Source organism: Anaerovibrio slackiae (genome assembly GCF_009695585.1).
GTDB lineage: Bacteria > Bacillota > Negativicutes > Selenomonadales > Selenomonadaceae > Anaerovibrio > Anaerovibrio slackiae.
In genome coordinates this window covers 1-22998 of sequence record NZ_VUNR01000013.1, presented here as the reverse complement: position 1 = coordinate 22998, position 22998 = coordinate 1, and the positions used below count along the sequence as shown (strand labels likewise).

Here is a 22998-nt window from a genome sequence, read left to right as displayed (position 1 = left end):
AAGCACTGAGCGATTCGGGAATTGATTTCTCATACCCCCGAACTAACGATAGCCCCTGTGCTTATGCATGGGGGCTTTTCGTTTTTGAAATTGACATACAATCAAATATATTATAGAATATAAGCACAATGAGCGGTTCGCCCGCAATAAAATCGTGATGATGCGGCTTGCCCGCAACTAAAGCAGAAACGTCCTGTGCTTATAGCATGGGGCGTTTTTCGTATGTGGTTATTTCCATTTTTGAAACAACCACTTTATAGGTCGAAAGAACAAACACATTGTACAAATATGTCGAAAAGCAAGCAAAAATTGCACATAAAAAGAACCAGCACGAAGCTGGCCTTGGAGATAAATATGAAAATTGATTATGATTTACTTAGATATATACTCATACGCATTGAGAATATATCAGATGGAAAAAGCCATATCAGGGCTGTTAACCTTGTGCCAAAAGAAAAACGCCAAAACAAGGAATACATGAAAACAGTCTCATATCACGTCTGTTTCCTTATTGATGCAAAATATATAACAGGTAGTAAAAAGTATTGGTATAATCCCTATTTTTCTGATATTACCCCAAAAGGACATGAATTCCTATCTGCAATAAGAGAAGATAGTATCTGGCATGAAGTAAAGGACAAAATAGGAATCTCTTTATGCGATAAGGGCTTATCTTTTGTTTTTGATGTTGCCATGAAAATAGGACAGTCTATCATCTTGAAGGGATTAACTCCTGGCTGACAGACTCAGGCGTAATCAAGAGTGCACACTCTATATCTTCCTTTACCCCGGCAAACATATCATCAAGATAGCACAGCGGGATACGGTAGGCACTTATGAGCTTTATCAAATCCAGTACGCAAGCATCCATATTCAGAAGGTCGTTTTCCTCACTCAATTTTATATCAAACGTAATCTGCATAATTATCACCCCCACAGACTAATTATCTCGCAGCTGCTGTTGGACTTGTTGCAGACCTGATAGCAATTCTTGAAGTTCTTTCTTAGCTTCTGGCGACAATTCATCTTGACACTCCCCATGCCTAAAGGCAGGGGATTCTTGGTTCCTTGAGCACTGCATATAGGCCGTGGCCTATATGTCTTACACGCTCTCCCCAAGCGTAGATTTCCGTGTGTCCCACGGTATTGTGTATATGAATGCTTGTTATCTTTACAACCGCAAGGTCTTTAAATTACGGCAGGTTAATACACGTAACCCTTAAAAATTACCTGCTGGCAGTCTACTGCTTGGTTTTCGCTTTTCGACTGCGTGAACGAATTTCGCAGGTCTTCTCCTTTTCAATCTATTCATTGTAATAATTATATCTATATCAAAAAATTTGTCAAAAAAACGACAAGCAAAATACACTAAACATGACACCGATAGCATTACATGAGCGATTATCATGTAACTCTTGCAGTTCTTCATCTTCAGCACCGCCTTTCCCTAACATTATATCATAACAAACATAATTTTTACATTTCATTTACGTAACACTGCTGATACTAAAAACGCCACCAGCGTCTTTTATTACTTCGAGGACAATGCCTATGAACAACACAGCCATCAGACAATATGTGCAGGAGCTTATTGAAAAGCACAATACATGCAGCCCTTTTCAGCTGGCCGAGCTATGCGGCATCCAGCTGGTATACGCGCCTATAAAAAGCCTGCAAGGATATTACATCAAGAGCAGCAGAATAAAGATTATCGTCATAAGCACGGAAGCTGACGATGCGCACCTGGGGTACATCTGCGCCCACGAGCTTGGCCATGCGCTGCTGCACGACAAAATCAATATGCACTATCTGACCACCAAAAGCTATTTCCCGGCCGGCAGATACGAGCGTGAAGCTGATGTATTTGCCACGGAGCTGATGCTGGCCGGGAGCATGGAAGCAGGCTGCCATTACGAGGATTTTTCCATATACGACTTCATGCGTAGCAACGGCATTCCGGAAAAAGTTGCTGAAGCATTGAGCACATACCATACCAATCTCTGACTGTTGCCAAAGGGGGAGTTTTTATGTCGGCCTCATACGATGAGAAGACAAAGAAATGGTTCTGCACATTCAAGTACAAGGACTGGACCGGCAAGACACGGAAAACCACCAAGCGAGGCTTCGCGCGGAAAAAGGATGCCATAGCCTACGAGGTCAATTTCAAGGCATCATCCCAGGGGACGCCTTCCATGACGCTGGAAGCCCTTGCTGAAAAGTATCTTAGCGATTACAAGGTGAACCGGAAAATATCTTCATACCTGACAGTGAAAAACAGGATACGCAAATACATAACTGCCGAGCTTGGAGCACTGCCAATATCGGAGATAACGCCTCTGACCATAAAGGAATGGCAAAACAGACTGGCTGTTACCGGCATAAGCCAATCTATGATACGTTCCATAAATGTTTCATTCTCTGCCATGATGAACTTTGCCGTGAAGTATTTCAACTGCCCGTCCAATCCCTTCCAAAAGACAGGCAAGACAGGCAAGATACGGAAGAAGATTGATTTCCTTGAAGTGGATGAATTCATGAAGCTGGAAAGCGTCATAGACAATGCCTATGACAAGCTGGTTTTCTCCATACTGTTCTGGTCAGGTATGCGCATAGGTGAGCTGGAAGCTCTGACGGCAGAGGATATTGACTTTGACAGCAACACCATATCCATAAGACGCACATACCTCCATGCCATAAAGGTCATGGGGCCGCCTAAGACAAGCTACAGCATACGCAATATAACCATGCCGGAGTTCATGATGGAGGACATAAAGGAATATCTTGATTCCCTGCCTGTGCAGCCTGAATATCCCTTCATGCTTCATCCTCCAACCACCATGAGGGCAAGGCTGACAAAATATACCAGCTTGGCAGGGGTAAGCAGAATTACGCTGCATGACCTGCGACACTCTCACGCCTCCTATCTCATCCAGCAGGGCGTAGCCATAACCGCCATATCAAAGAGACTTGGACACTCGTCCCCCGCCATCACCCTGAATATCTATGCACACGTTTACAAGGATAATGACACGGAAATTGCCCAAATGATAGAAAAGGACTTCAAAAGGGCTTCAAAAACTCCGTGAATGTAAAAAAGCCCCTGATAAATCAGGGGCTTTCGCTGTTTTATATCAAATCATGTTCTTCTGATAGGAGTCATAGAGAGCCTTCAGCTCCTCCATCTTGTCATACATCTCAACCTGGAGGCCGGAAGCGGTCTCATAATCGCCCTCAACAAGAGCAGTCTTCAGCAGGGTGAACAGGGACTTCTCATCAATGCTGTCCTTGGCCAGGTAGCAGCGGAGGCCGTTAATCTTGTTCCAGTTGTAGGAATCCTGGTCAGTTACATAGTCGGACACGATTTCCTTGCAAGCACGTACAATATCACGGTTCTCAGGAATAATGCGGCTGATGAGCTCAGTCTTCCAGCGGAGCAGGGCACCAGCCTTGAAGGCCTCGATGATAGCATCGGTGAAAGCACCGGCAGCGCATACAGCAGCACGCTTCTCAGGATAGTTGTCCAGGCCGGACAGGTTCTCCCAAACAGTTGCAGGAGGTGCACCAAAGAGACGGTTGCGCTCCTCATCAGTATAATCCTCGAATACATCCTTCTCAGAACGATAAGCGCGCTCCTTCTCCAGATAGCCAGCCTCTACGCCAGCCTCCTTGGACAGCTCTGTCAAAAGGTCAGCAGTGGACTTGGTAACAGCGTACTTGATGCCGTCCAAAGCCGCAGAATAGATAGCAGCCAGCACCAGATAGGTATTGGTATAAGGGTTGCAGGCACGCAGCTCGAAGCGGGTAGCAGCCGGATTGTTCACATCGCGGATCAGGCCTGCCAGGATAGTACGGTTACGGGATGGAACCTCAGGAGTATGGCCCAGGGAGGTAACGATACATACAGGAGCCTCAAATCCCGGCTTCAAGCGGTTCAGGGAGTCATTGGTAGCAGATACGAACGGGTTAATAACCTCATAGTTCTTCAAAAGGCCCATGATAGAACCATAGCCGATAGCGCTCATGAAGTCCTTGGTCATATCCTTTGGTGCAAACAGGTTCACAAACTTGCCATCCTTCAGGATTGCACCCATGCCGATATGGGTATGCTCACCATTACCAGCAAGGCCGATCATAGGCTTAGCCTTGAAGGAAACCTCCAGGCCGTTCATGCGGAATACCTCACGGATGAAAGTGCGGACAATCAGCTCGTTATCGGCAGCCTGCAGAGCATCAGCAAACTTCCAGTCAACCTCAATCTGCTCGCAAACGCTTACCATGCGGCCGGACTCATCCAAATGAGCCTTGATGCCGCCTACTTCCTTGTGGCCCATCTCAACGCTCAGTCCGTACTTGTCCAACAGCAGAACTGCCTGCTCCAAGGCATTGCGGACAATGCCGTGGGTGCGCTGCCAGTACTGCTCCTGCATAACCTGGGAAGCGGACATTTCCTCAATGTTGGCATCCTCCAGCGGAGTCTTTACCCAGAACTCCAGCTCAGTAGCGGAAGTGAAGCAGATATCCTCCACATCAGCACCATTGATATGCTCCAGGCCGGAGATAGTGCCGGTGGTATGGAAAATGTTCAGCAGCTCCTTCTTTACATAATCCAGAGTATCCTTCAAAACTGCACGAGAATCTACACGCTTGCCCTCGTGAATGAGGAAAGCAGGAATACGGAGAGTACCGATAGGCTTCTCGGTTTCCTCATCGTAGTTCTCGAAGTTGTAATCTACAAACCAGTTTACAGATGGGTCAATAGGCATATCAACCTTTGCATTGTTCAGGGTTGCAATGCCTGCCAGCACTACGGAGGAGCCGTCAGTCTGTACTGCGGAACCGGCGTAGAAATCATCCATATCCTTCAAAAAGATGCGTACAGGAATCTTCTCATCAGTGTCGTTGCCGGCGTGGTCAATACCAACCAGGGAAACGAATTTGATTTCCGGATGAGCCTCCAGCATCTCAACAATAGCTTCTTTCTTAGAGTTCGCAGGAATGACATAGAGTAAATCTTCCATTTTTAAACCACCTTTTCTTACATTATTTTGAGGTAATCTTGGCAAAAAAATAGCCACACAGGATACAGATACTCCGCACTCGCTGTATGGCTTCATTGCCTTAGAAATATTTAACTTGCTTACAGGTGTTATATTAGCATATCATTGTCCCCTTGTCAAACACTTTTTGAAAATTTTTAGGCAAAAGTGACAAAAAGTTTGTTTTCCCGTAATTTTGCCTGTGCATCAGCCCTTCTTCAAAAAGCGCACCTCGGCATTCTCCCCTATCTTCATGCCGGAAGCATCCTCCGGGGAAATAGAAATCCTCACCACCAGCTTGCCGGAAGCTGCCTCCCCGTAGCTTCCCTCGGTATTGCCTGCCGCTTCCTGCTGCTCATCCTCCACCGGCTGGTTAATCTCCATGACCAGGCCCTCATACTTTTTCCTGTCCACATAATAGTCTGCCACCTGCCCCAGGCGCACGCTGTCCTGCTGCTCCGGCTCCAGATACGCCTCAATCCACATGCTGTCCGAGTTGCCCACATTGGCAAGCACCTGCCCTGCCTGCACCTCCATGCCCTCTGCCAGCTCACCTATGTACACAGTGCCGTCCACAGGGGCAGTAATCTCCGTTGCCGCGGCACTGCCCTTGGCCCGCTCCAGTGCCGCCTGGGCCTGACGGAGCTGCAGCTCCGCTTTTTTGATAACTTCGGGACTGGCAGCCTGCACAGTGGTATCATAGACTACATTGCTGTCATAGGATGCTGATGCACTACTGGCGGCAACGGCAGCCTGATAGGCAGCGGCTGCCTCGTCACGCTTCACCGCGCTGACAGCTCCCATCTCGTAGAGCTGGTTCATGCGCTCCATGCGGCTCCTGGCACGCTCCACTTCCCCTGCTGATGCTCCGGCAGAGGCAGATGCTGACACAACCCTTGGCGTGCGCACCGTTATCCCCTGCTTCAGCTGGTCAAGATTTTTCTGAGTCAGCTCCACCGTCTGCTGCAGCTGCTTCAGCTGTTCCTCGGTGACATTCACCTTGATACGGGCAATCACATCCCCTGCCTTGACTGCATCCCCGTCTTTCACCAGCACCTCAGATACAGTACCTGCCACCCTTACCCTGGCGCCCACCATGCTGCTGGACACCCTGGCATCCCTCACCACCAGGTCACCTGTGCCGTACAGGGCATACCAGACGATGCTTGCCACAGCCACGGACAGGAGCAGCAGGGCAGGCAGCCCGAACTTAATCGCTCTCTTTACCTTTTCGCTAATATCTATCTCATTCAAAATAATTACCTCACATTCCAGCCTGAAAAAGGCATATAACTATCATACAAATGACAATTATATGCCTCAAAACTGAAAATTTCAAGTATTAAACTGCATTATCAGCCCACATCAAAGCAAGAGCCGCCGATAAATTCCCGCAGGATGGACGTATTCGGTATATCCTTTTCATCCCCGATGGACTTGAAGTAGCGGCAGAAAGCAAGCAGCTCCTGTGCCTTGCCGTAGGAGCTGTCCTCCGGCGGAATCTCCGACAGGAGGTACATGGCGTACTTCTTCAGCACCCCCAGCTCATAGAGAAGCGCCGTGTTGAAGGTGGCATCCCCCTCGTCCTGGAAAGGATAAATATTCTTCTGCTCCCCCTCAATCACATTTGGCCAACGCCTGATGGTTTCCGCAGCCGAAGTGCCCCTGGTACGATAGTCACGTACCATGCGGCGGAACAGCCTGGCCTGGGTAGTGGACAGGCGCACCTCCGGCGTCATGTACAACGGCGTCAGGGAGCTGACATAAATCTTGAATTTCTGCTCCCGTGGGATAGCGCTGCTGACTCTCTCATTCAGCCCGTGAATCCCCTCGATGATCACAGGCTGGCTGGGCTGCAGCTCAATAACCGCTGACGGCTTTTCATCCCTTGCCCCCTTCTTGAAGTTGAACTTCGGGACATGCACCCTCTGCCCTGCCAGCAGCTTTTGCAGGTGCTCATTAAAGAGGGGCAGGTCGATAGCCCCCAGGCACTCAAAGTCATACTCCCCATTTGGCTTTTTCGGCGTGTGCTCCCTGTCCAGAAAGTAGTCATCCATGGATATGGACACCGGCTCCAGCCCCAGCACCCGGAGCTGCACCCGGAGCCTCTGGGCAAAACTGGTCTTGCCGGAGGAGCTCGGCCCTGCTATCAGCACCAGCCGCCTGGTATCAATCTTCCTGGCAATCTCATCGGCAATATTGGCAATGCGCTTTTCATGCAGTGCCTCCGACACCCGGATCAGCTCCCCGATATCCCCTTTTTCGATAATCTCATTCAAATCAGTCACATAGGAGCAGTGCAAAATCCTCGCCCACTCCTGGCTTGCTTCCAGGGTTTTCTGAAATGACATACCCTCACCTCCGTAAATTATTCCACCAACATTATAACATGCCCAAAGGAATTAGACAAAAAAGAGATTGCCAAATTGACAATCTCTTTACAATATATCATATTATCCGATTATTACCCGAACACAGCCATGACAGCTACATAGGAAAGGGCCCCCATAGCCGCCGTGCACGGAATGGTCAGCACCCAGGCCATGACCATCTGCTGTGCCACGCCCCAGCGTACCGCATGGATGCGCTTGGCCGCGCCTACGCCCATGATGGAGCCGGAAACCACGTGGGTGGTGCTAACCGGCAGATGCAGCATAGTAGCAGTAAAGATGGTGATGGAAGAATTCAGGTCAGCTGCAAAGCCGTTGACAGGCTCCAGCTTGAAAATCTTGCCGCCCACGGTCTTGATGATGCTCCAGCCGCCCAGGGACGTACCTACCGCCATGGCAGTAGCCGCCAGAATCTTGACGATAGTCGGCACCTCGAACTCTGAAATCACGCCGCCGGAAAACAGTGCCAGGGTGATGATACCCATTGACTTCTGGGCATCGTTGGAGCCATGGGAAAAGGCCATGGTGGCAGCCGTGACAATCTGCATTTTCTTGAAGCGGTGATTCAGCTTGGACGGGCTGGAATTCTCAAACACCCTGAACAAGACCGTCATGATAATATAGCCCATCACCATGCCCAAAAGCGGCGAAGTCACCAGGGCGATGACAATCTTGCCGATACCGGCAAAATTCAGCCCCGCCAGCCCCATGTCCGACATGAGGACGCCGCCAATCATGCCACCTACCAGGGCGTGAGACGAGGAGCTGGGCAGGCCAATCTTCCAGGTCAGCAGGTTCCAGATAATCGCTCCCACCAAAGAAGCGATAATAATCGGCTGCTCTATATGTCCCACCACAATATCGCCACCGATGGTCTTCGCCACGCCGGTACTGATCATAGCCCCCAGGAAGTTCAGCACGGCAGCCATCATAATGGCCTTGCTCGGGGAAATGGCACGGGTGGAAACAGAAGTAGCGATAGCATTGGCAGTATCATGGAAGCCATTGATAAAATCAAACACAAGAGCCAGCACGACTACGATAATTATAAAAGGATGAATATCAAGCATACTTCATTACCACACCTTTTAACAAGTCTGCCATTCTCTCACAGTGGTCCAGGGTATCCTCCAGGCCTTCCAGCAGGTCCTTCCACTTGATCAGCTCAATCGGGTCCTTCACATACTCAAAGAGGTATGCCAATTCACCCCGGAAAACATGGTCTCCCTCGCTTTCCAGCTTGTCAATCTTGGAGGTTATGGCGAGAATCTCATTCTGATTTTTGCTGATAGCATTAAGGAGCGCAGCCGCCCGCTTGATTTCCGCAGTGGACTCAATCAGAAGCTTGGTCAGGCGCAAGGCACCCTCACGGGCTTCACCGGTATGGTAGATAACAATGCGCTGCAGCATGCCCTGCAGCTGGTCTACACCATCATCCAGGCCATTGGCGATAGCGTAAATGTCTTCACGGTCAATAGGAGTGATAAAGGTCTGGTTCAGCTTGTCAATAATAGCGTCATTAACCTTATCGGCCCTATGCTCAAGGTCATTAATCTCCTTGACCTTGATGTCAGCCTTGCGATGGTCCATCATAACCTCGTCCAAAAGAAGGGTAGCCTGATAAAAATACTCGGCACTTTCCTCGAACAGGACAAAGAACTCATTGCTTTTTTTCTTAGGTTTCAAATCAAACATTGAATATCCTCCTCAAAGCATAAATTATACTTATTCCGCTATTATTTTACCATTAATTATTTTCTTGCGCAATAAAAAAAGTTACTGCACGCCCCACAAGCATGCAGTAACTTGAACCATCACGCAGATATTATAAAGCTGTCATCAGCCCTCAACGGCCTTCAGGGCCTTGAGAACCTTGGCTGCCATGCCGTACATCTTCTGCTTCGGCACGGAGCAGACAGCAATGCGGACACCGGCCTTCAAAGGAACCGCAAAGATCAGATCCTTGTGCAGCTCGTCGCACACTGCCTTGGAATCCTTGGCAGGAATGGACAGGAAGAAGCCGGCCTTGTATGGCAGGGCATTCAGGCCACATTCCTCAGCTTCCTTCATGAAGATGGCGGCACGGTCGCGGATGATTTCATACAAAGACTCACGCTCCGCCTCAAAGGCTGCCAGGAGCTCATCATCCTGCTGAATGGCATTCAGCACAGCCATGGCACCACGGTTGATGTTGGACCAGGTGGCACGGCTGGAATACTTCGCCACATCAACGAACTCATCCACCAGCTCCTTGCTGGCAGACAGGCCGATGATAGCGCCGGTGCGCTGGCCGTACATGGTGTAGCCCTTGGACATGGAGAAAGCGAACATGGTGAAGATGTTCTCAGGCAGGTTGCTGAACTGCTTCATGAAGCGGCGGCACTCATTCTTCTCGCCGGCATAGTCGATATAGGCAATATCTACCAGCAGGTTGACCTTCTTGCCCTCTGCCGCATACTTCTTGCACAAATCCAGCACGCCGGTCCAGTCAGCCTCGGACAGGCTGTAGCCGGTAGGGTTGTGGGCAGGGGTGTTGATGATGAGCAGCAGGGAATCCTGCTTGGCAAACAGCTCCTCCAGCTTGGCAGCCAGAGCCTTGAGGTTGTAATTCTGATTCTCGTCAAAGAGCTGATAGGTAGTCAGGGTACGGCCCTGCTCCTGGCAGAGCACGTTGTAAGTGCCCCAGAACCAGTCAGAGGTCAGCACCTGATCCCCTGCCTCGGTGTAGTTGACGATGGCATGGTGGATGGCACCGGTACCGCCTGCGGTGGCAACAGCCGCCAGGTAGCCCTCAGGCTTGTTGTCAGCAAAGGTCAGGTCAATAACCGTATCCAGATAGCCCGGCAAACCTGCAATCGGCGCATAGGCAATGGCATCAGCTATCGGCAGCTGATGGAAAACCTTCTCCATAGTAGGAATGCATGCCAGCTTCTCATCCTCGCCCATAATGGCACCAATAGTTGCGTTGGTAACCTTGTCAGCGCCATGCTCCTTTACGGCCTCTGCACATGCGGCGCTGGCACCAAAAATAACATCTACAAGCTTCTTGCCCACGCGATGGGATGCAACCTGAGAACTCATAAAATTTCTTCCTCCTGTATACTCCTAAACAATCATTCGGGCAGACAGCGCACATCTGCCGCCATCTGCCCACATTATAGCTTTCAGCTGCCTCTCTCCGGCACCATTGCGCCGGAAAGCCAGCAGACTTCTTTTAGATGAAATTACTTTTCAGGGAAAAATTCCTTGTGGATAGCATTGGCAGCTTCCTTCAGCTGGCTGCCCTTAATCAGGCAGGAAATGCTGATTTCGGAGGTGCTGATGGCATCGATGTTCACCTGGGCATCAGCCAGTGCGCCAAACATGCGGGTAGCGATGCCAGGGTTGCCCAGCATGCCTGCACCTACGATGGAAACCTTTGCCACATCTTCCTCGATGAGAACTGCTACAGCGTGGAGCTTGTCAGCTACGCCGTCCACAATCTGCTTGGCCTCGGCCAGATCGTCCTGGGCAATGGTAAATACCATATCAGTTACGTTCTTCTCGATATTCCTGATGCTCTGTACAATCATGTCTACAGCGATGTTCCTGTCGGACAGGGCGGAGAAAATGGCATGAGCCACACCCGGGTCATTTGGTACGCCCAGAACTGCTACCTTTGCTACATTGCTGTCATGGGCTACGCCACGAATCAAGAAATCCTTTTCTTCCATTGTATAAGCCTCCCTAATCATTGTGCCTGGTTTGTTGGTAAAGGTGGAACGAACATGAATCGGAATGTTGAAATACATACCCATCTCCACGGAGCGCGGCTGCATTACGCCTGCACCCAGACGGGCCATCTCCAGCATTTCATCATAGGTAATCTCCTTCATCCTGCGTGCATCCGGCACCAGGCGAGGGTCTGCGGAATATACGCCGTCAACGTCGGTATAAATCTCGCAGGCATCAGCCTTCAGGGCACCGGCCAGAGCCACAGCGGAGGTATCGGAACCGCCACGGCCCAGGGTTACAGGATCGCCCTTCTCGTCAGCACCCTGGAAACCTGCCACAACCACAATCTTGCCCTTTTCCAGCTCCTTGCGGACACGGGATGGCTTAATATCCACAATCTTGCCCTTGGTATGCACGGAGTTGGTGCGCATGCCCACCATCGGGCCGGTCAGGGAAATCGCCTTCTGCCCCAGGCTCTTGAATGCCATGGTCAAAAGCGCAATAGACACCTGCTCGCCGGTGGTCAGCAGCATATCCATCTCACGGGTATACTGGTACGGATTGCTATTAATGCCCTTTGCCAGCTCAATCAGGTCATCCGTGGTATCGCCCATAGCGGATACCACCATGACAATCTGGTCACCAGGCTTTTTCTCATCAATAATTCTCTTGGCAACATTCATAATCTTCTCAGTAGAGCCTACCGAGGTACCGCCAAACTTTTTTACAATTAAAGCCATGTCTCTCCCCCTAAGTATGCAAATTCCTTATAGCAGCTATGCTATATTCGTCTATCAAGGACATTTGTCATTTTTAGCTTGCAACACATCAAGCGAATACCATTATAATACATGAAAAAGCAAATGTCCAGTGTGAAAAGTACAAATTTGACGAATCTATTCATGTATACATGAATACAATCAGAGGTTGTTGCGAAATGTAAAGCTGTTCATCATGTGGGATGTACAAATAGCCACCGCCAGCGCATCTGCCACATCATCCGGCTTGGGGGGCTTGGGCAGATTTAAAAGCTTCGTCACCATGTAGATGACCTGCTCCTTGGTAGCCTTGCCGTAGCCTGTAACGGACTGCTTCACCTGCAAGGGAGTCCTCTCCAGAAGCCGCAGGTTGTTCTTTGCTGCCGCCAGCAAAATCACGCCCCTTGCCTGCCCCACGGGGATGGCGGTGTCCACATTGCGATTGAAAAAAAGCTGCTCCACCCCCATGGCATCAGGCTGGTACTTCTTGATCAGCCCGTCCAGCCCGTCATAAATCTTCATCAGACGCTCCTGCATGGGAGCCTTTGGGCTGGTGGTAATCGCCCCGTACTCATGGGCAACCAGCCTGCTGCCCCGGCTCTCCACAAAGCCGTAGCCGCAAATCGCCGTTCCCGGGTCTATTCCCAGTGCCAGCATCACCTCACCCCCTTCACAAAAAAATTACAGTTTCAAGCTGATTGGCAAATGAGTTCATCCCACGAAGTGCCATACCAGCTTGCTACAGATTGGCACTAAAGCAAGAGCAGGGTACGGCAGCCAGCGAAAACCTTTGTCGCGCCTCGCTTCTTAGCGAATGCGAGCGCCAGCGAAGCATGAGCTTAGCAGCGTGAGGCACGACTAAGAGCGAGAGCGGGTTTTCGAGGCTACCGTATCCTGCTCGCGTTATATCTGTTATTTCAGGATCTTACTCCTCATCCATTTCATAGTTGCCATATACTTCCTGCACATCATCATTTTCATCCAGTGCATCCAGCATCTTCTGCATCTTCACAGCGGCATCACCCTCAACCTTCACGGTATTGTCAGGCACCATAGTAACCTCGGCAGACACAGTTTCAATGCCCTTCTCCCCGAGAGCCGCCTCAATGTCATCAAATGCCTCCGGCTCGGCAGTAATCTCGAATACATCGTCCTCATTTTTCAGGTCATCGGCACCAGCCTCAAGCACCAGCTCCATGAGTGCGTCCTCATCATCAAAGGTTTCCTTCTCCACTACAAAGACAGCCTTCTTCTTGAACATCCAGCTTACGCAGCCGGACTCACCCAGGTTGCCGCCATGCTTGGAAAAGATATGACGGATATCCGCAGCTGTACGGTTGCGGTTATCGGTAAGAATATCCAAAAGAATTGCTGTGCCGCCCGGGCCGTAGCCCTCATAGGTCAGCTCCTCATAGTTGCTGCCATCGGAAGCCCCCAGTCCCTTCTGGATAGCGCGATTGATGTTGTCCTTAGGGATATTGTTGGACTTTGCCTTGCTGAGAGCCAGCTTCAGGCGCATGTTGCCGGTAGGATCAGCACCGCCCATGCGCACGGCAATAGTAATCTCGCGGCCAATCTTTGTAGTAATCTTGCCGCGGATAGCATCATTTGCACCCTTCTTACGTTTAATATTTGCCCATTTAGAATGTCCTGACATTAATATTCATGCTCCTTTTTTGTATATAAAATCAAATTAATATAAAACTCATATAAAATTAATTGGTATTAAAATTATATGTAGCTATTGGTAGTTATTTCACCAGCCGGTAGAACTTCTTCTTGCCCTTCTTGACAATGGCCTCCCCATCATGGAAATCCCCATCAGACAGCACATAATCAGCATCAGCCACCTTGGCATCATTCAAGGACAAGCCATTCTGCTGAATCAGGCGGCGTCCCTCGCCCTTGGAAGCAAATACCTTGCCAGCCACCAGGACGTCCAGCAGTTTCCTGCCAACCCCCTCACCAGCCAGCTCAATAGTCGGCATATTCTCATTGGAGCCGGAGCCGCCAAACACTGCCTCTGCCGCAGCCTTGGCCTTATCAGCTTCCTCCGCCCCATGCACCAGCTTGGTCACCTCATAAGCCAGCACAGCCTTGGCTTCGTTGATGGCTGCATCCTGCAGGCTGCCCAGGCGGCGCACCTCATCCATCGGCAGGAAGGTCAAAAGCGCCAGGCACTTCTCCACATCCGCATCATCCACATTGCGCCAGTACTGGTAAAAATCATACACAGGTGTCTTTTCCTTGTCCAGCCACAGGGCGCCGCCAGCCGTCTTGCCCATCTTCTTGCCATCGCTCTTGGTCAAGAGGGTAAAGGTCAGGCCGTATACCGCATCCCCTGTCTTGCGGCGGGTAAGCTCCACGCCGCCGATGATGTTAGACCACTGGTCATCGCCGCCCATTTCCAGCTTGAGGTTGTAACGGCGGTGCAGCTCCAGAAAATCATAGGACTGCATAATCATGTAGTTGAACTCCAGGAAGGTCAAGCCCTTCTCCATGCGGTTCTTGTAGCACTCAGCCGCCAGCATGCGGTTGACAGTGAAGTGAGGCCCCACATCCCGGAGAAGCTCAATGTAGTTCAGCTTCCTCAGCCAGTCGCCGTTGTTGACAATCAATGCCTTGTCATCGCTGAAGTCGATAAACCTTGCCATCTGCTCCTTGAAGCGGTTGCAGTTGTACTCAATATCCTCATCCGTCAGCATCTTGCGCATGTCGGTACGGCCGGACGGATCACCTACAGTACCGGTGCCGCCGCCTACAAGGCAGATAGGACGATGGCCTGCCCTCTGCATGTGCGCCATCACCATCAGGCCCAAAAAGTGCCCCACATGCAGGCTATCCGCCGTAGGGTCAAAGCCCACGTAAAAGGTCACCTTTTCATTGGCAAGCATGCTGCGGACCTCGTCCTCGTTGGTACACTGGGCTATGTAGCCCCGTTCCTTCAGAACATCAAAAATACTGGTAGTCACTTTGCTCTATCTCTCCTATCATAATGAACCAGCCACAGACTGCTTCATTCTGTTATACATACTGTTATACATATCTTATACATATGCATACACGCAAGGCATATCAGTTGGCCTTCTTGCCGCCACCGCCCGGCACCGGGGATGGAGCTGTCGGCGCAGGCACTGCATCCTGCACAGGAGCTGCCGGGGCATTACCCTCACCGGCTGTACCGGCATTCTTGGACTTGGCATCCTTGCCCTGCTTCTGCTCCTTGCCGTCCTTATCCTTGTCCTTATCGTCCTTCTTGTCCTTGTCATCAGTCTTGACAGGCTGTTCCACCGAGGTCAGGTAAACACCGTTAAAATTCTTGTTCGGTATTCCCTGCACAACCTGGGACATGAATGCCTTCCAGATAGTGGCAGGCGTGGTACCGCCTGTCATGCTGCCCATGCGGGCATTGTCATCACAGCCTACCCAGACGCCTGTTACCAAGTCAGGCACATAGCCCACGAACCAGGCATCCTGATAGTTGTCGGTAGTACCTGTCTTGCCAGCTGCCGGACGGCCAATATTGGCTCTGGTGCCTGTGCCACGGGCAATAACCCCCATCAGCATGCTAGTCAGGTTGTTGGCAGTGGACTTCTTCAGCACCTGCTCGGACTTGGGATGTGCTTCTTCCAGCACCTCGCCCTTCTGATTCAGCACCTTCACAATAGCCACCGGCTCCACATGGACGCCGTCGTTAGCGAAGGTGCCATAAGCACTGGTCATCTCCAAAGGAGTCACGCCCTTGGTCATGCCACCGATGGAGACAGCATAATTCATATCATTGGCACTGCCCTCCTTGACGAAGGTGCTGATGCCCATCTTCTCTGCCAGGTAGATGATTTTTTCCATGCCCACTTCCTGGGCAATCTTAATGGTAGGCACATTCAGGGACTGCTCCGCCACATAGCGCATAGTCACAGTGCCGTTAAAGTTGCGGCTATAGTTCTGAGGCTGCCAGCCCCCGATATTGATAGGCTTGTCCTCTACAGTTGAAGAAGGCGTCAAGCCGTTCTCCAAAGCTGCCGCAAACACGAATGGCTTGAAGGATGAGCCAGGCTGCCTCTCAGCCATGGTGGCCCTGTTGAACTGGTCCGTGCCCCTGCCGCCTACCATCGCCTTGATATAGCCGGTGGAAGGCTCAATGGCAACCAGTGCCCCCTGAGGCTGCTTGTTGCCGCTGCCGTCAGTAGAATAAGTCGGCAGGTTCTGCATAGCCGCCTCTGCCGCCTTCTGCATATCCACATCCAAAGTGGTATAAATCTTCAGCCCTTCCTGATATACCGCATCCGCGCCGTATTTCTCAATCATCTGCTGGGTTACATAGTCAATAAAGTAAGCAGCCAGCCCGTTGGTCTCCTGCTTCTGAGGCTTCACCAGTTTAAGGCTCTCCGCCTTGGTCTTGGCAGCGGTAGACGAGCTGATATAGCCATACTTCGCCATCTGGTCCAGCACCACGGCCTTACGCTCCTGGGCCGCCTGCAAGTTGTTCAGCGGGGAAAAATAATTCGGGCTCTTGGGAATGCCTGCCAGCATGGCGCACTCATTCAAATCCAGATCCTTGACATCCTTGCCAAAGTAAGTCCTGGCAGCAGCCTGCACGCCATAGGCACCCTGGCCGAAATAAATCTGGTTCAGGTAAAGCTCCAATATCTCATCCTTGGTGTACTTCCTCTCCAGCTGCAACGCCAGGAAAACCTCCTGGATTTTTCTCTTGTAGGTTCTGTCCTGAGTCAGATAGGCATTCTTTGCCAGCTGCTGGGTAATGGTGGAACCGCCCTCTGCCACGCCCTTGTTGGTGATATTGGCAAAGACGGCACGCATGATGCCCTTCGGGTCCACGCCGGAGTGGTCATAAAAACGCACATCCTCCACCGCAATAAAAGCATCCTTCAAATGCTCAGGCACCTGGCTGATCTTCACAGGCACGCGGTTCTGCTCTGCATGGACATTGGCAAGCTCGTTGCCGTTAATATCATAGATTTGGGACGAAGCCGCCGGCCTCACATCCTCCAGATCCTGCTTGGTATTTAAGGTAGCTGTTAAAAAACCACAGCCCACGCCGACAATCATCACTGCAAGCACCACAGCAATGACAACAAGGATACGGCTGCCATTGCCTCGCTGGGGAGGCTTATGGGCCTGCCGTGACCTCTGGGCTGCTCCTGTACGCTTTTCCATATAGTGCCTCCTTAGTCACACACAAATACAGACTATATTCTATCACAAAACGCTGCATTTGTGTACACCCAAAAAAGAAAAGCCGCCAGCAAATCTTGCCAACAGCTTTTTCTTTATCAAAATAAAATTTAATTAAATTAAACTGAAATTAAATCACAACCACCTGCTCAATGGGCGTTACGCTGAACATCAGCTCATGCTCTGAGACAGCCACGCAATCCGACCGCACATAGAAAAGCTGGCCTGAGCACGGTGACTTCAATTCTTCCAGGCACTCGGCCGTAAACGGGTCAAAAATCTGCCCCACGACAGTTCCCTCGTCCACATAATCCCCCACCTTCAGGGCAAAATGCACAAAGCCACCCACATGGGAAAGCTGCTTCCTGAGCCCTGCCGAATCAATCCTGACAGTTTCCCTGCCGGCAGGCAGCTTCACGCCCTCCTTCAGCATGCCCTTATAGCGCATGTAGCGGAGGATAGCCGCCACCACCCTGCGCGCCGCCTTGGGATCAATCCTGCCTGTGGACTTAGCATAGATGGAAAAGGCATTGGAGCCGAAAACCTGCCAGTTGTAGTTGAGGGTAGTGGTGTCAATAGGCGCCGGTTCCCTGGTCATCAGATATTGCAGCCCGAAAGCCAGGCCGTCATCAGACTTGTGGTAGCCGGTATTCATGTAGCGCACATGGGGCACAAACTCCCCCGGCAGATAGAAGCTTGCCAGCTGGATGCCGTTGGCATAGCCCCGCACTTCCTCAAAAATACTGTTTGCCAGCCGCTGGGTGGTCTCACCCTGGTCATAGCCCGGGAACATGCGGTTAATATCCGTATTGTCCATAGGCCAGAACCTCTTGCCCACGTTCATGGAGAACTGGCTGGCGCTGGGGATAACCACTACCCCTGCATCAGGAGCAAAGTCGCCTGCCGCCTCCAGCTTCCTCAGGGCCTGTATCAAAAGTCCGCACACGAAAATCTGCTGGTACTCGTCACCCCGGGTGGAGCCCACTATGGCCAGGCTCTTGTCCCGGCTACCGAAGTAATATCCATCTACATGAATCTTCTGCCTGTAAGGCAGGGCTGAAAATGTAAATATTGTCTTTTTTTCCATCACTTACACCTCCAAAACCCTGGCAATCAGGGAGCCGCTCAGGGTAACCGGATACTCACGCAGGGTAAACAACAGACCGGCATTAGGGCTCAGGAGCTCCTCCCGGACCTCCCCCGTCAGAGGGTCCGCAATCACGCCTACCAGCTGACCTTTTTTCAGGTACTGGCCATGCTTTGCCTCCGGCATAAAGATGCCGGACTGATTGGCGTTGATATAGCCCACATTGCCGTCGTGGCTGATGAGGGGCTGGTGGATTGTCCCCTTGTAGTCAGGCAGCATGCCCATCTTGGTCATGGTGGCAAGAATCCCCCGTGTCAGGCGGTCACCATACTCCTTGGTCAGCCGCATGCCCACGCCCATTTCCACCACCAGGCACGGAGTGCCGATGCTGTTCAGGCTCCAGGCCAGGGTGCTTTCCAGCACGGTAGCCGCACTGTGCACCCAGATAAGATCCATATTCATGTGGCTGGCCATAGGCACCAGCTTGTCTGCCGTCAGCTCATTGATGCGTATCTGGGGCAGCTCCCGCAAAAAAATATTGCTGGCATGGATATCCACTGCCAGGTCAGCCCCCTGGATATCGTCCACGATTTTCTTTGCCACATACTCATGCATGGAGCCGCCCTCGCTGCCCGGGAAAATCCTGTTCATATCCAGGTCAAAGCCCGGCAGGCCGCGATAAATAGTGCTTATGCCCATAGGATTAAGGGATGGATAAATCTCCACGCTCCCCAGGAGCTCCCCCTTTTTTTCCGCCAAAATACGGCCCAGCTGCCACGCTACATACTGCCCCTCCAGCTCATCGCCGTGGGTGCCGGTAATCACGCAAATCCTCTTGCCTGAGCCTCTTTCACCCTGAATAACATTTTTCTGAATTGCCAGCTCCTCACTCACCGGCAATTGTAGTCGTACCACATCTTCAACCATTCAACATCACAATCCTCATCTGTATTTTTTGCAGGTGCACTGCACAGGCACATAAAATACAATCATATAATATACAATATACCCGATAATATTATAGCACCTTTGCCTCTGCAATGCCCTACAAAATATCCACCTTCATATAGGTGGTCTGGAGCTGGTCCGCCTGTCCCCGGAACACGCCCCGCTCAATAGGGCAGTCATTGAAATCACGCCCTACATTCAGCTTGATATACCCTTCGTCAGCCAGGCAGCCACGGGTAGGGTCCAGCCCGTACCACAGGCCCTCATGCCAGACCTCCACCCAGGCGTGGGTGGCTCCCTCCCCGAAGGGCAGGCCGCTGACATAGCGCGCTGGAATGCCATACAATCTGGCAAGGGCAAGAAATACATGCACATAATCCTGGCACACGCCGCTCCGCTGCCGGAATGCCTCCGCCGCCGTGGTATGCACATTGGTGCTCCCCGGCGCATAGGTAAAGCTCTTGTAGATGATATAACTCAGCCGGGAAGCAATCCTGTAGCCGTCCCCGGACAGACAGGACAGCTCCTGCTGCCACAGCTCATCTGCATAGAGGCGCATTTCCTCCGAGGGGCTGGTCAGCTTCGTGGGATAGCGCAGGCAGGAAGCGGCAGCCTCCTGCCGCCTCTCCCCGTCATCCCGTACTATCTCGCCATTGACACGATAATAAAAGAACCTGTGGGGGGCCAGCAGGCTGCCGGCATAAAGCTGGTTACCAAAGCTGTCAGTGCTGAATACGCCGGTACACGCCTGGGGCATAACCTTCATATCCAGGTCAACTACCTGCTGTTCAGGCAGTACCTGGGGCACACAGCGCAGAATAAAATGGTGCTCTCCTATCATACTGGAAAAATCCAGCTTCGTGAGAAATAAAAATTTCAGCTTCTGCATTACATCGCCTCCGGCTCCCCTGCTATTGCATCAATTGCACCTTACACCAAAAATAATCCCTCAACTGCATTGAGAAAATCCTCCCGGGAAATCTCATCCTCCGGGTTCCTGCCATCCAGAATACGCTCCATGCGGATAATGCTCTGCATAGGCAGAGCCGCCGTCTGCAAATTGCTCCAGGTCAGGCGCTTTTGCAGCTTCTGCAGCTCCTCCAGCAAAAATTCCTCCCGGAGCCCTGTGCGCAGGGTATAGCTGAGCCGCTCCACGCTGGCACCGCACTTGATGGTATTGCGCACCGCATCCTCGGCAATGAAGTCATCATAGCAGCCCCGGAATGCCATGAGATTGTCCAGCACCTGCAAAAGCTTCAGTCCGATAACCTCATCCTCAGCCCCTTCATCCAGGGTGTACACCGCCATCTGCAAATACGCCAGGGTGCTGGAGCCGATAGTCTCCCTGAGCACCATGCCGTTGCCCAGCATCTGCTCCGCCGCGCTCCTGATGGAGTCAGGGTCATGGGCATCGAAGATATAGTGCTGAAAGAAATCCTCTACGCTTTCGTACTTGTTGCAGATGCCAATCTGCCTGCAATACTCCGCATAATCAAAGGTATTGGTATCAATCATGGCATCATAGGCGCCCATCATGTGACGGATGGAGAGGGATACCCGTTCATAATACCGCCCCAGCCAAAATAATCTGTTTGTCTTGCTCAGTGAGATAAAATCCATGTGTCCTTAAATCCTCCTCCCTGGGATGAGTTGACTACGAAGCTGTCAGGCCGCCTGGAAAAGCGTGTCAGGCCGCTTGGCCACACGCGGACAGTCTCCCCTGCCAGCACGAAGGCACGCAAATCAGCCTTGCGCATGACGGTAGTATTTCCCTCAACGATTTCCAAGTCCTGAAAATCAATCACTTCCTGAGAAATAAACCGCCGTGGCTCTCTCTTGACAGTTTCCTTCAAATTCTGAAGCTGCTCCCTGGTCAGGTCCCTGCCGAAAATTACGCCATAGCCGCCAGCCTCAGCCACATCCTTGATAACCAGCCGCTCCATATGCTCCAGGGTATACTTCATATCCTCCTCATAAAACGGCAGAAATGTAGGCGCATTCTTCAATATCGGTTCCTCATCCAGATAGTACCTTATCATCTTCGGCACGAAATAATAAATCCCCTTGTCATCAGCCACGCCATTGCCCGGCGCATTCATCAGCCCCACATTGCCAGCCCTGTACACCTCCATAATATTCGGCACGCCAATCAAGGAAGTAGGCTCAAAGCACAGAGGGTCCAGATACTCGTCACTAATACGCCGATAGATAGCACCTACCTGTATGGTGCCATGGTTGCCCCGGTAATACAGCTTATCGTTGCTGACAAACAAATCATCCGGCTCCGCCAGCACCGCCCCGGTCTGCTCCGCCAGGAAGGAATGCTCAAAGTAAGCTGCATTGTAGCGTCCCGGCGTAAAGATAACATTGATGCCGCCGGTGTTGACATAATCCATGGTCTCCCGCAGCAGCTGCCCATAATTGCGGTTATCCACCACCTTGTTCTGTCGGAAGGTTTCCGGGCTGCAGCGGCGGCAGAGATTCCTGGCAATCAAAGGATAAGAGGCACCGGAAGGAATGCGGAGATTGTCCTCCAAAATATACCACACGCCATCCTTGCCCAATACCAAATCTATACCTGAAATATGGCTGTATACGCCCTTGGAAGGCAAAATGCCTTCGCACTGGGCCAGATACCCCGGGGAGCGATACACGAACTCCTCCGGCACAACCCCATCCTTGATTATCTTTTTCTCCGCATAAATATCCTTCAGGAACAGGTTGAGGGCAGTCACCCGCTGTACCAATCCCTTCTCCAGCTCAGCATAATCATCAGCCGGAATCACCCTGGGAATAGGGTCAAAAGGAAAGAGCCTCTCCTTGAAGGTGCCATTCTTGTAAATGCCGAACTTCACGCCATAGCGTGCCATCAGGCGGTTGATTTCTTCCTTGTGCGCCAGCAAATCTTCCATACACATCATCCCCTCTAAAAACTGAAAACTGAGAACCAAAAAGCAGGACAAGGAAATCCATCTAAGACTCCATTGTCCTGCTCAAATATCTTGTATGTAATTATAGGACTATTCTACAACTATGTATGGCATTTGTCAACACATATCCGCAGTCGTTGGACATGTATACAAAATTCATATAGAAAGTATAACAGCTATAACAAATCTGTTTACCTTGTTTTGCCCGGCTCACGATGGCTTTCCTTACGGCAGATTCCCTTTCAGCGACTTCGGATCCAGCAGCTGGTTTTCCACTGACAGACTCTTTTCCTCCACCATCATGTGACGCATCAGCCAGATAACGTACACCAGCATAGGCAGCACCAAAAGGTTGCTAAATCCGTTCTGATAATCCACCATGCCGTACTGCCAGGCAACGCCTATGGCAATCCCTGCCAGCGCCGTTGCCATGATGGGCCAGGACAGGCTGCGGCAATAGGCCTCCTGCCGTCCCTGACAATATAGGAATATAGAAATCACCACCAGGCCGAAATTGGACCACCAGTAGCTGCCCACCCTGACAGCCTCCGCCAGGCCGATTTCAGCCGCCTCATCTGCACATGCCAGCACAAAAAACAGCAGGCTCACCACAAGGATGCCCCGCACAAAGCTGCATGCCCTGCCCTCCAGGAGGTTGCATGCCAGAAGCTGCAGCGTCACCGTCAGCAGCAGCGTAGAGAGCATGAAGGCATTATACCAGAAAAACATGCTGTCAAACACCAGCAGCACCGACCACATGCCTGCCACAGCCTGCACCATGCACAGCAGGATAAACGCTATATTGAATTCCCCCCTCCTAACGCCTAGGCGTTTGAGGAGGGAGATTCCCACTTCTACGAGAACAGCCTTCTGCCTTGGCAAAAGGACTTACACACTCTCCGTGGGCGTTAATTTCCGTAATTCCTACGGTATTTTTAT

General features: G+C 51.2%; 21 protein-coding genes. 3 read left to right on the top strand and 18 right to left on the bottom strand.

Annotated features, from left to right (window positions below; translation table 11 throughout):
* Positions 1–354: 354 nt before the first annotated feature.
* A complete protein-coding gene (locus FYJ84_RS07725; RefSeq protein WP_205764149.1) occupies positions 355–741 on the top strand; it encodes a DUF2513 domain-containing protein in 387 nt (128 codons plus the stop codon).
* On the opposite strand, the gene FYJ84_RS07720 is transcribed toward FYJ84_RS07725, so the two are convergent.
* The gene (locus tag FYJ84_RS07720) at positions 713–922 is read right to left on the bottom strand and encodes a hypothetical protein (RefSeq protein ID WP_154407022.1); all 210 of its coding nucleotides are present in this window, start codon (positions 920–922) and stop codon (positions 713–715) included. The genes FYJ84_RS07725 and FYJ84_RS07720 overlap by 29 nt on opposite strands.
* A 629-nt stretch (positions 923–1551) precedes the next feature.
* Here FYJ84_RS07720 and FYJ84_RS07715 point away from each other — a divergent pair.
* Both FYJ84_RS07715 and FYJ84_RS07710 read left to right on the top strand, forming a co-directional pair.
* On the top strand, positions 1552–2004 hold the full coding sequence (locus FYJ84_RS07715) for an ImmA/IrrE family metallo-endopeptidase (protein ID WP_205764148.1): 453 nt from the start codon (positions 1552–1554) through the stop codon (positions 2002–2004).
* Between the two features lie 23 nt (positions 2005–2027).
* A complete protein-coding gene (locus FYJ84_RS07710; RefSeq protein WP_154407020.1) occupies positions 2028–3086 on the top strand; it encodes a site-specific integrase in 1059 nt (352 codons plus the stop codon).
* Between the two features lie 45 nt (positions 3087–3131).
* Here the strand turns inward: FYJ84_RS07710 and FYJ84_RS07705 are convergent, their stop codons facing one another.
* The 17 genes from FYJ84_RS07705 to FYJ84_RS07625 all read right to left on the bottom strand — a co-directional run bounded on the left by FYJ84_RS07705 (position 3132) and on the right by FYJ84_RS07625 (position 22827).
* On the bottom strand, positions 3132–5018 hold the full coding sequence (locus FYJ84_RS07705; protein ID WP_154407019.1) for a glutamine synthetase: 1887 nt from the start codon (positions 5016–5018) through the stop codon (positions 3132–3134).
* Positions 5019–5243: 225 nt separating this feature from the next.
* Positions 5244–6290, bottom strand: a complete 1047-nt coding sequence (locus FYJ84_RS07700; RefSeq protein WP_154407018.1) for an HlyD family secretion protein — start codon at positions 6288–6290, stop codon at positions 5244–5246.
* Positions 6291–6391: 101 nt separating this feature from the next.
* On the bottom strand, positions 6392–7387 hold the full coding sequence (locus FYJ84_RS07695) for a uridine kinase family protein (RefSeq protein ID WP_154407017.1): 996 nt from the start codon (positions 7385–7387) through the stop codon (positions 6392–6394).
* A 113-nt stretch (positions 7388–7500) separates the two neighbouring features.
* On the bottom strand, positions 7501–8496 hold the full coding sequence (locus tag FYJ84_RS07690; protein WP_154407016.1) for an inorganic phosphate transporter: 996 nt from the start codon (positions 8494–8496) through the stop codon (positions 7501–7503).
* Complete coding sequence (locus FYJ84_RS07685; RefSeq protein ID WP_154407015.1) at positions 8489–9121, bottom strand: DUF47 domain-containing protein; 633 nt, start codon at positions 9119–9121, stop codon at positions 8489–8491. Before FYJ84_RS07685 ends, FYJ84_RS07690 begins: the two co-directional genes overlap by 8 nt.
* Positions 9122–9265: 144 nt before the next feature.
* Positions 9266–10507: a pyridoxal phosphate-dependent aminotransferase gene (locus FYJ84_RS07680; protein WP_154407014.1), complete on the bottom strand. Its 1242-nt coding sequence runs from the start codon at positions 10505–10507 to the stop codon at positions 9266–9268.
* Positions 10508–10650: 143 nt separating this feature from the next.
* A complete protein-coding gene (locus FYJ84_RS07675; protein WP_154407013.1) occupies positions 10651–11880 on the bottom strand; it encodes an aspartate kinase in 1230 nt (409 codons plus the stop codon).
* Positions 11881–12060: 180 nt separating this feature from the next.
* Positions 12061–12555: a crossover junction endodeoxyribonuclease RuvC gene (ruvC, locus tag FYJ84_RS07670; RefSeq protein WP_154407012.1), complete on the bottom strand. Its 495-nt coding sequence runs from the start codon at positions 12553–12555 to the stop codon at positions 12061–12063.
* Positions 12556–12823: 268 nt separating this feature from the next.
* Positions 12824–13555, bottom strand: a complete 732-nt coding sequence (locus FYJ84_RS07665; RefSeq protein ID WP_154407011.1) for a YebC/PmpR family DNA-binding transcriptional regulator — start codon at positions 13553–13555, stop codon at positions 12824–12826.
* A 94-nt stretch (positions 13556–13649) separates the two neighbouring features.
* Entirely contained in the window at positions 13650–14870 is a 1221-nt protein-coding gene (tyrS, locus tag FYJ84_RS07660) for a tyrosine--tRNA ligase (protein WP_277008888.1), read from the bottom strand.
* A gap of 103 nt (positions 14871–14973) precedes the next feature.
* The gene (locus FYJ84_RS07655) at positions 14974–17076 is read right to left on the bottom strand and encodes a transglycosylase domain-containing protein (protein ID WP_154407010.1); all 2103 of its coding nucleotides are present in this window, start codon (positions 17074–17076) and stop codon (positions 14974–14976) included.
* A 148-nt stretch (positions 17077–17224) separates the two neighbouring features.
* Complete coding sequence (locus FYJ84_RS07650) at positions 17225–18181, bottom strand: M14 family metallopeptidase (protein WP_154407009.1); 957 nt, start codon at positions 18179–18181, stop codon at positions 17225–17227.
* 3 nt (positions 18182–18184) lie between these two features.
* A complete protein-coding gene (locus FYJ84_RS07645) occupies positions 18185–19108 on the bottom strand; it encodes a M14 family metallopeptidase (protein WP_154407008.1) in 924 nt (307 codons plus the stop codon).
* Between the two features lie 118 nt (positions 19109–19226).
* On the bottom strand, positions 19227–20018 hold the full coding sequence (locus tag FYJ84_RS07640; protein WP_154407007.1) for a transglutaminase domain-containing protein: 792 nt from the start codon (positions 20016–20018) through the stop codon (positions 19227–19229).
* 41 nt (positions 20019–20059) lie between these two features.
* Positions 20060–20749, bottom strand: coding sequence for an alpha-E domain-containing protein (locus FYJ84_RS07635; protein ID WP_154407006.1), 690 nt, complete (start codon positions 20747–20749; stop codon positions 20060–20062).
* On the bottom strand, positions 20731–22041 hold the full coding sequence (locus tag FYJ84_RS07630) for a circularly permuted type 2 ATP-grasp protein (RefSeq protein WP_205764147.1): 1311 nt from the start codon (positions 22039–22041) through the stop codon (positions 20731–20733). The genes FYJ84_RS07635 and FYJ84_RS07630 overlap by 19 nt, the downstream gene beginning before the upstream one ends.
* A 243-nt stretch (positions 22042–22284) precedes the next feature.
* Positions 22285–22827 carry a hypothetical protein gene (locus FYJ84_RS07625; protein WP_154407005.1) on the bottom strand — a complete coding sequence of 181 codons (543 nt, stop codon included), beginning with the start codon at positions 22825–22827 and terminating at the stop codon, positions 22285–22287.
* Between the last annotated feature and the right edge of the window lie 171 nt (positions 22828–22998).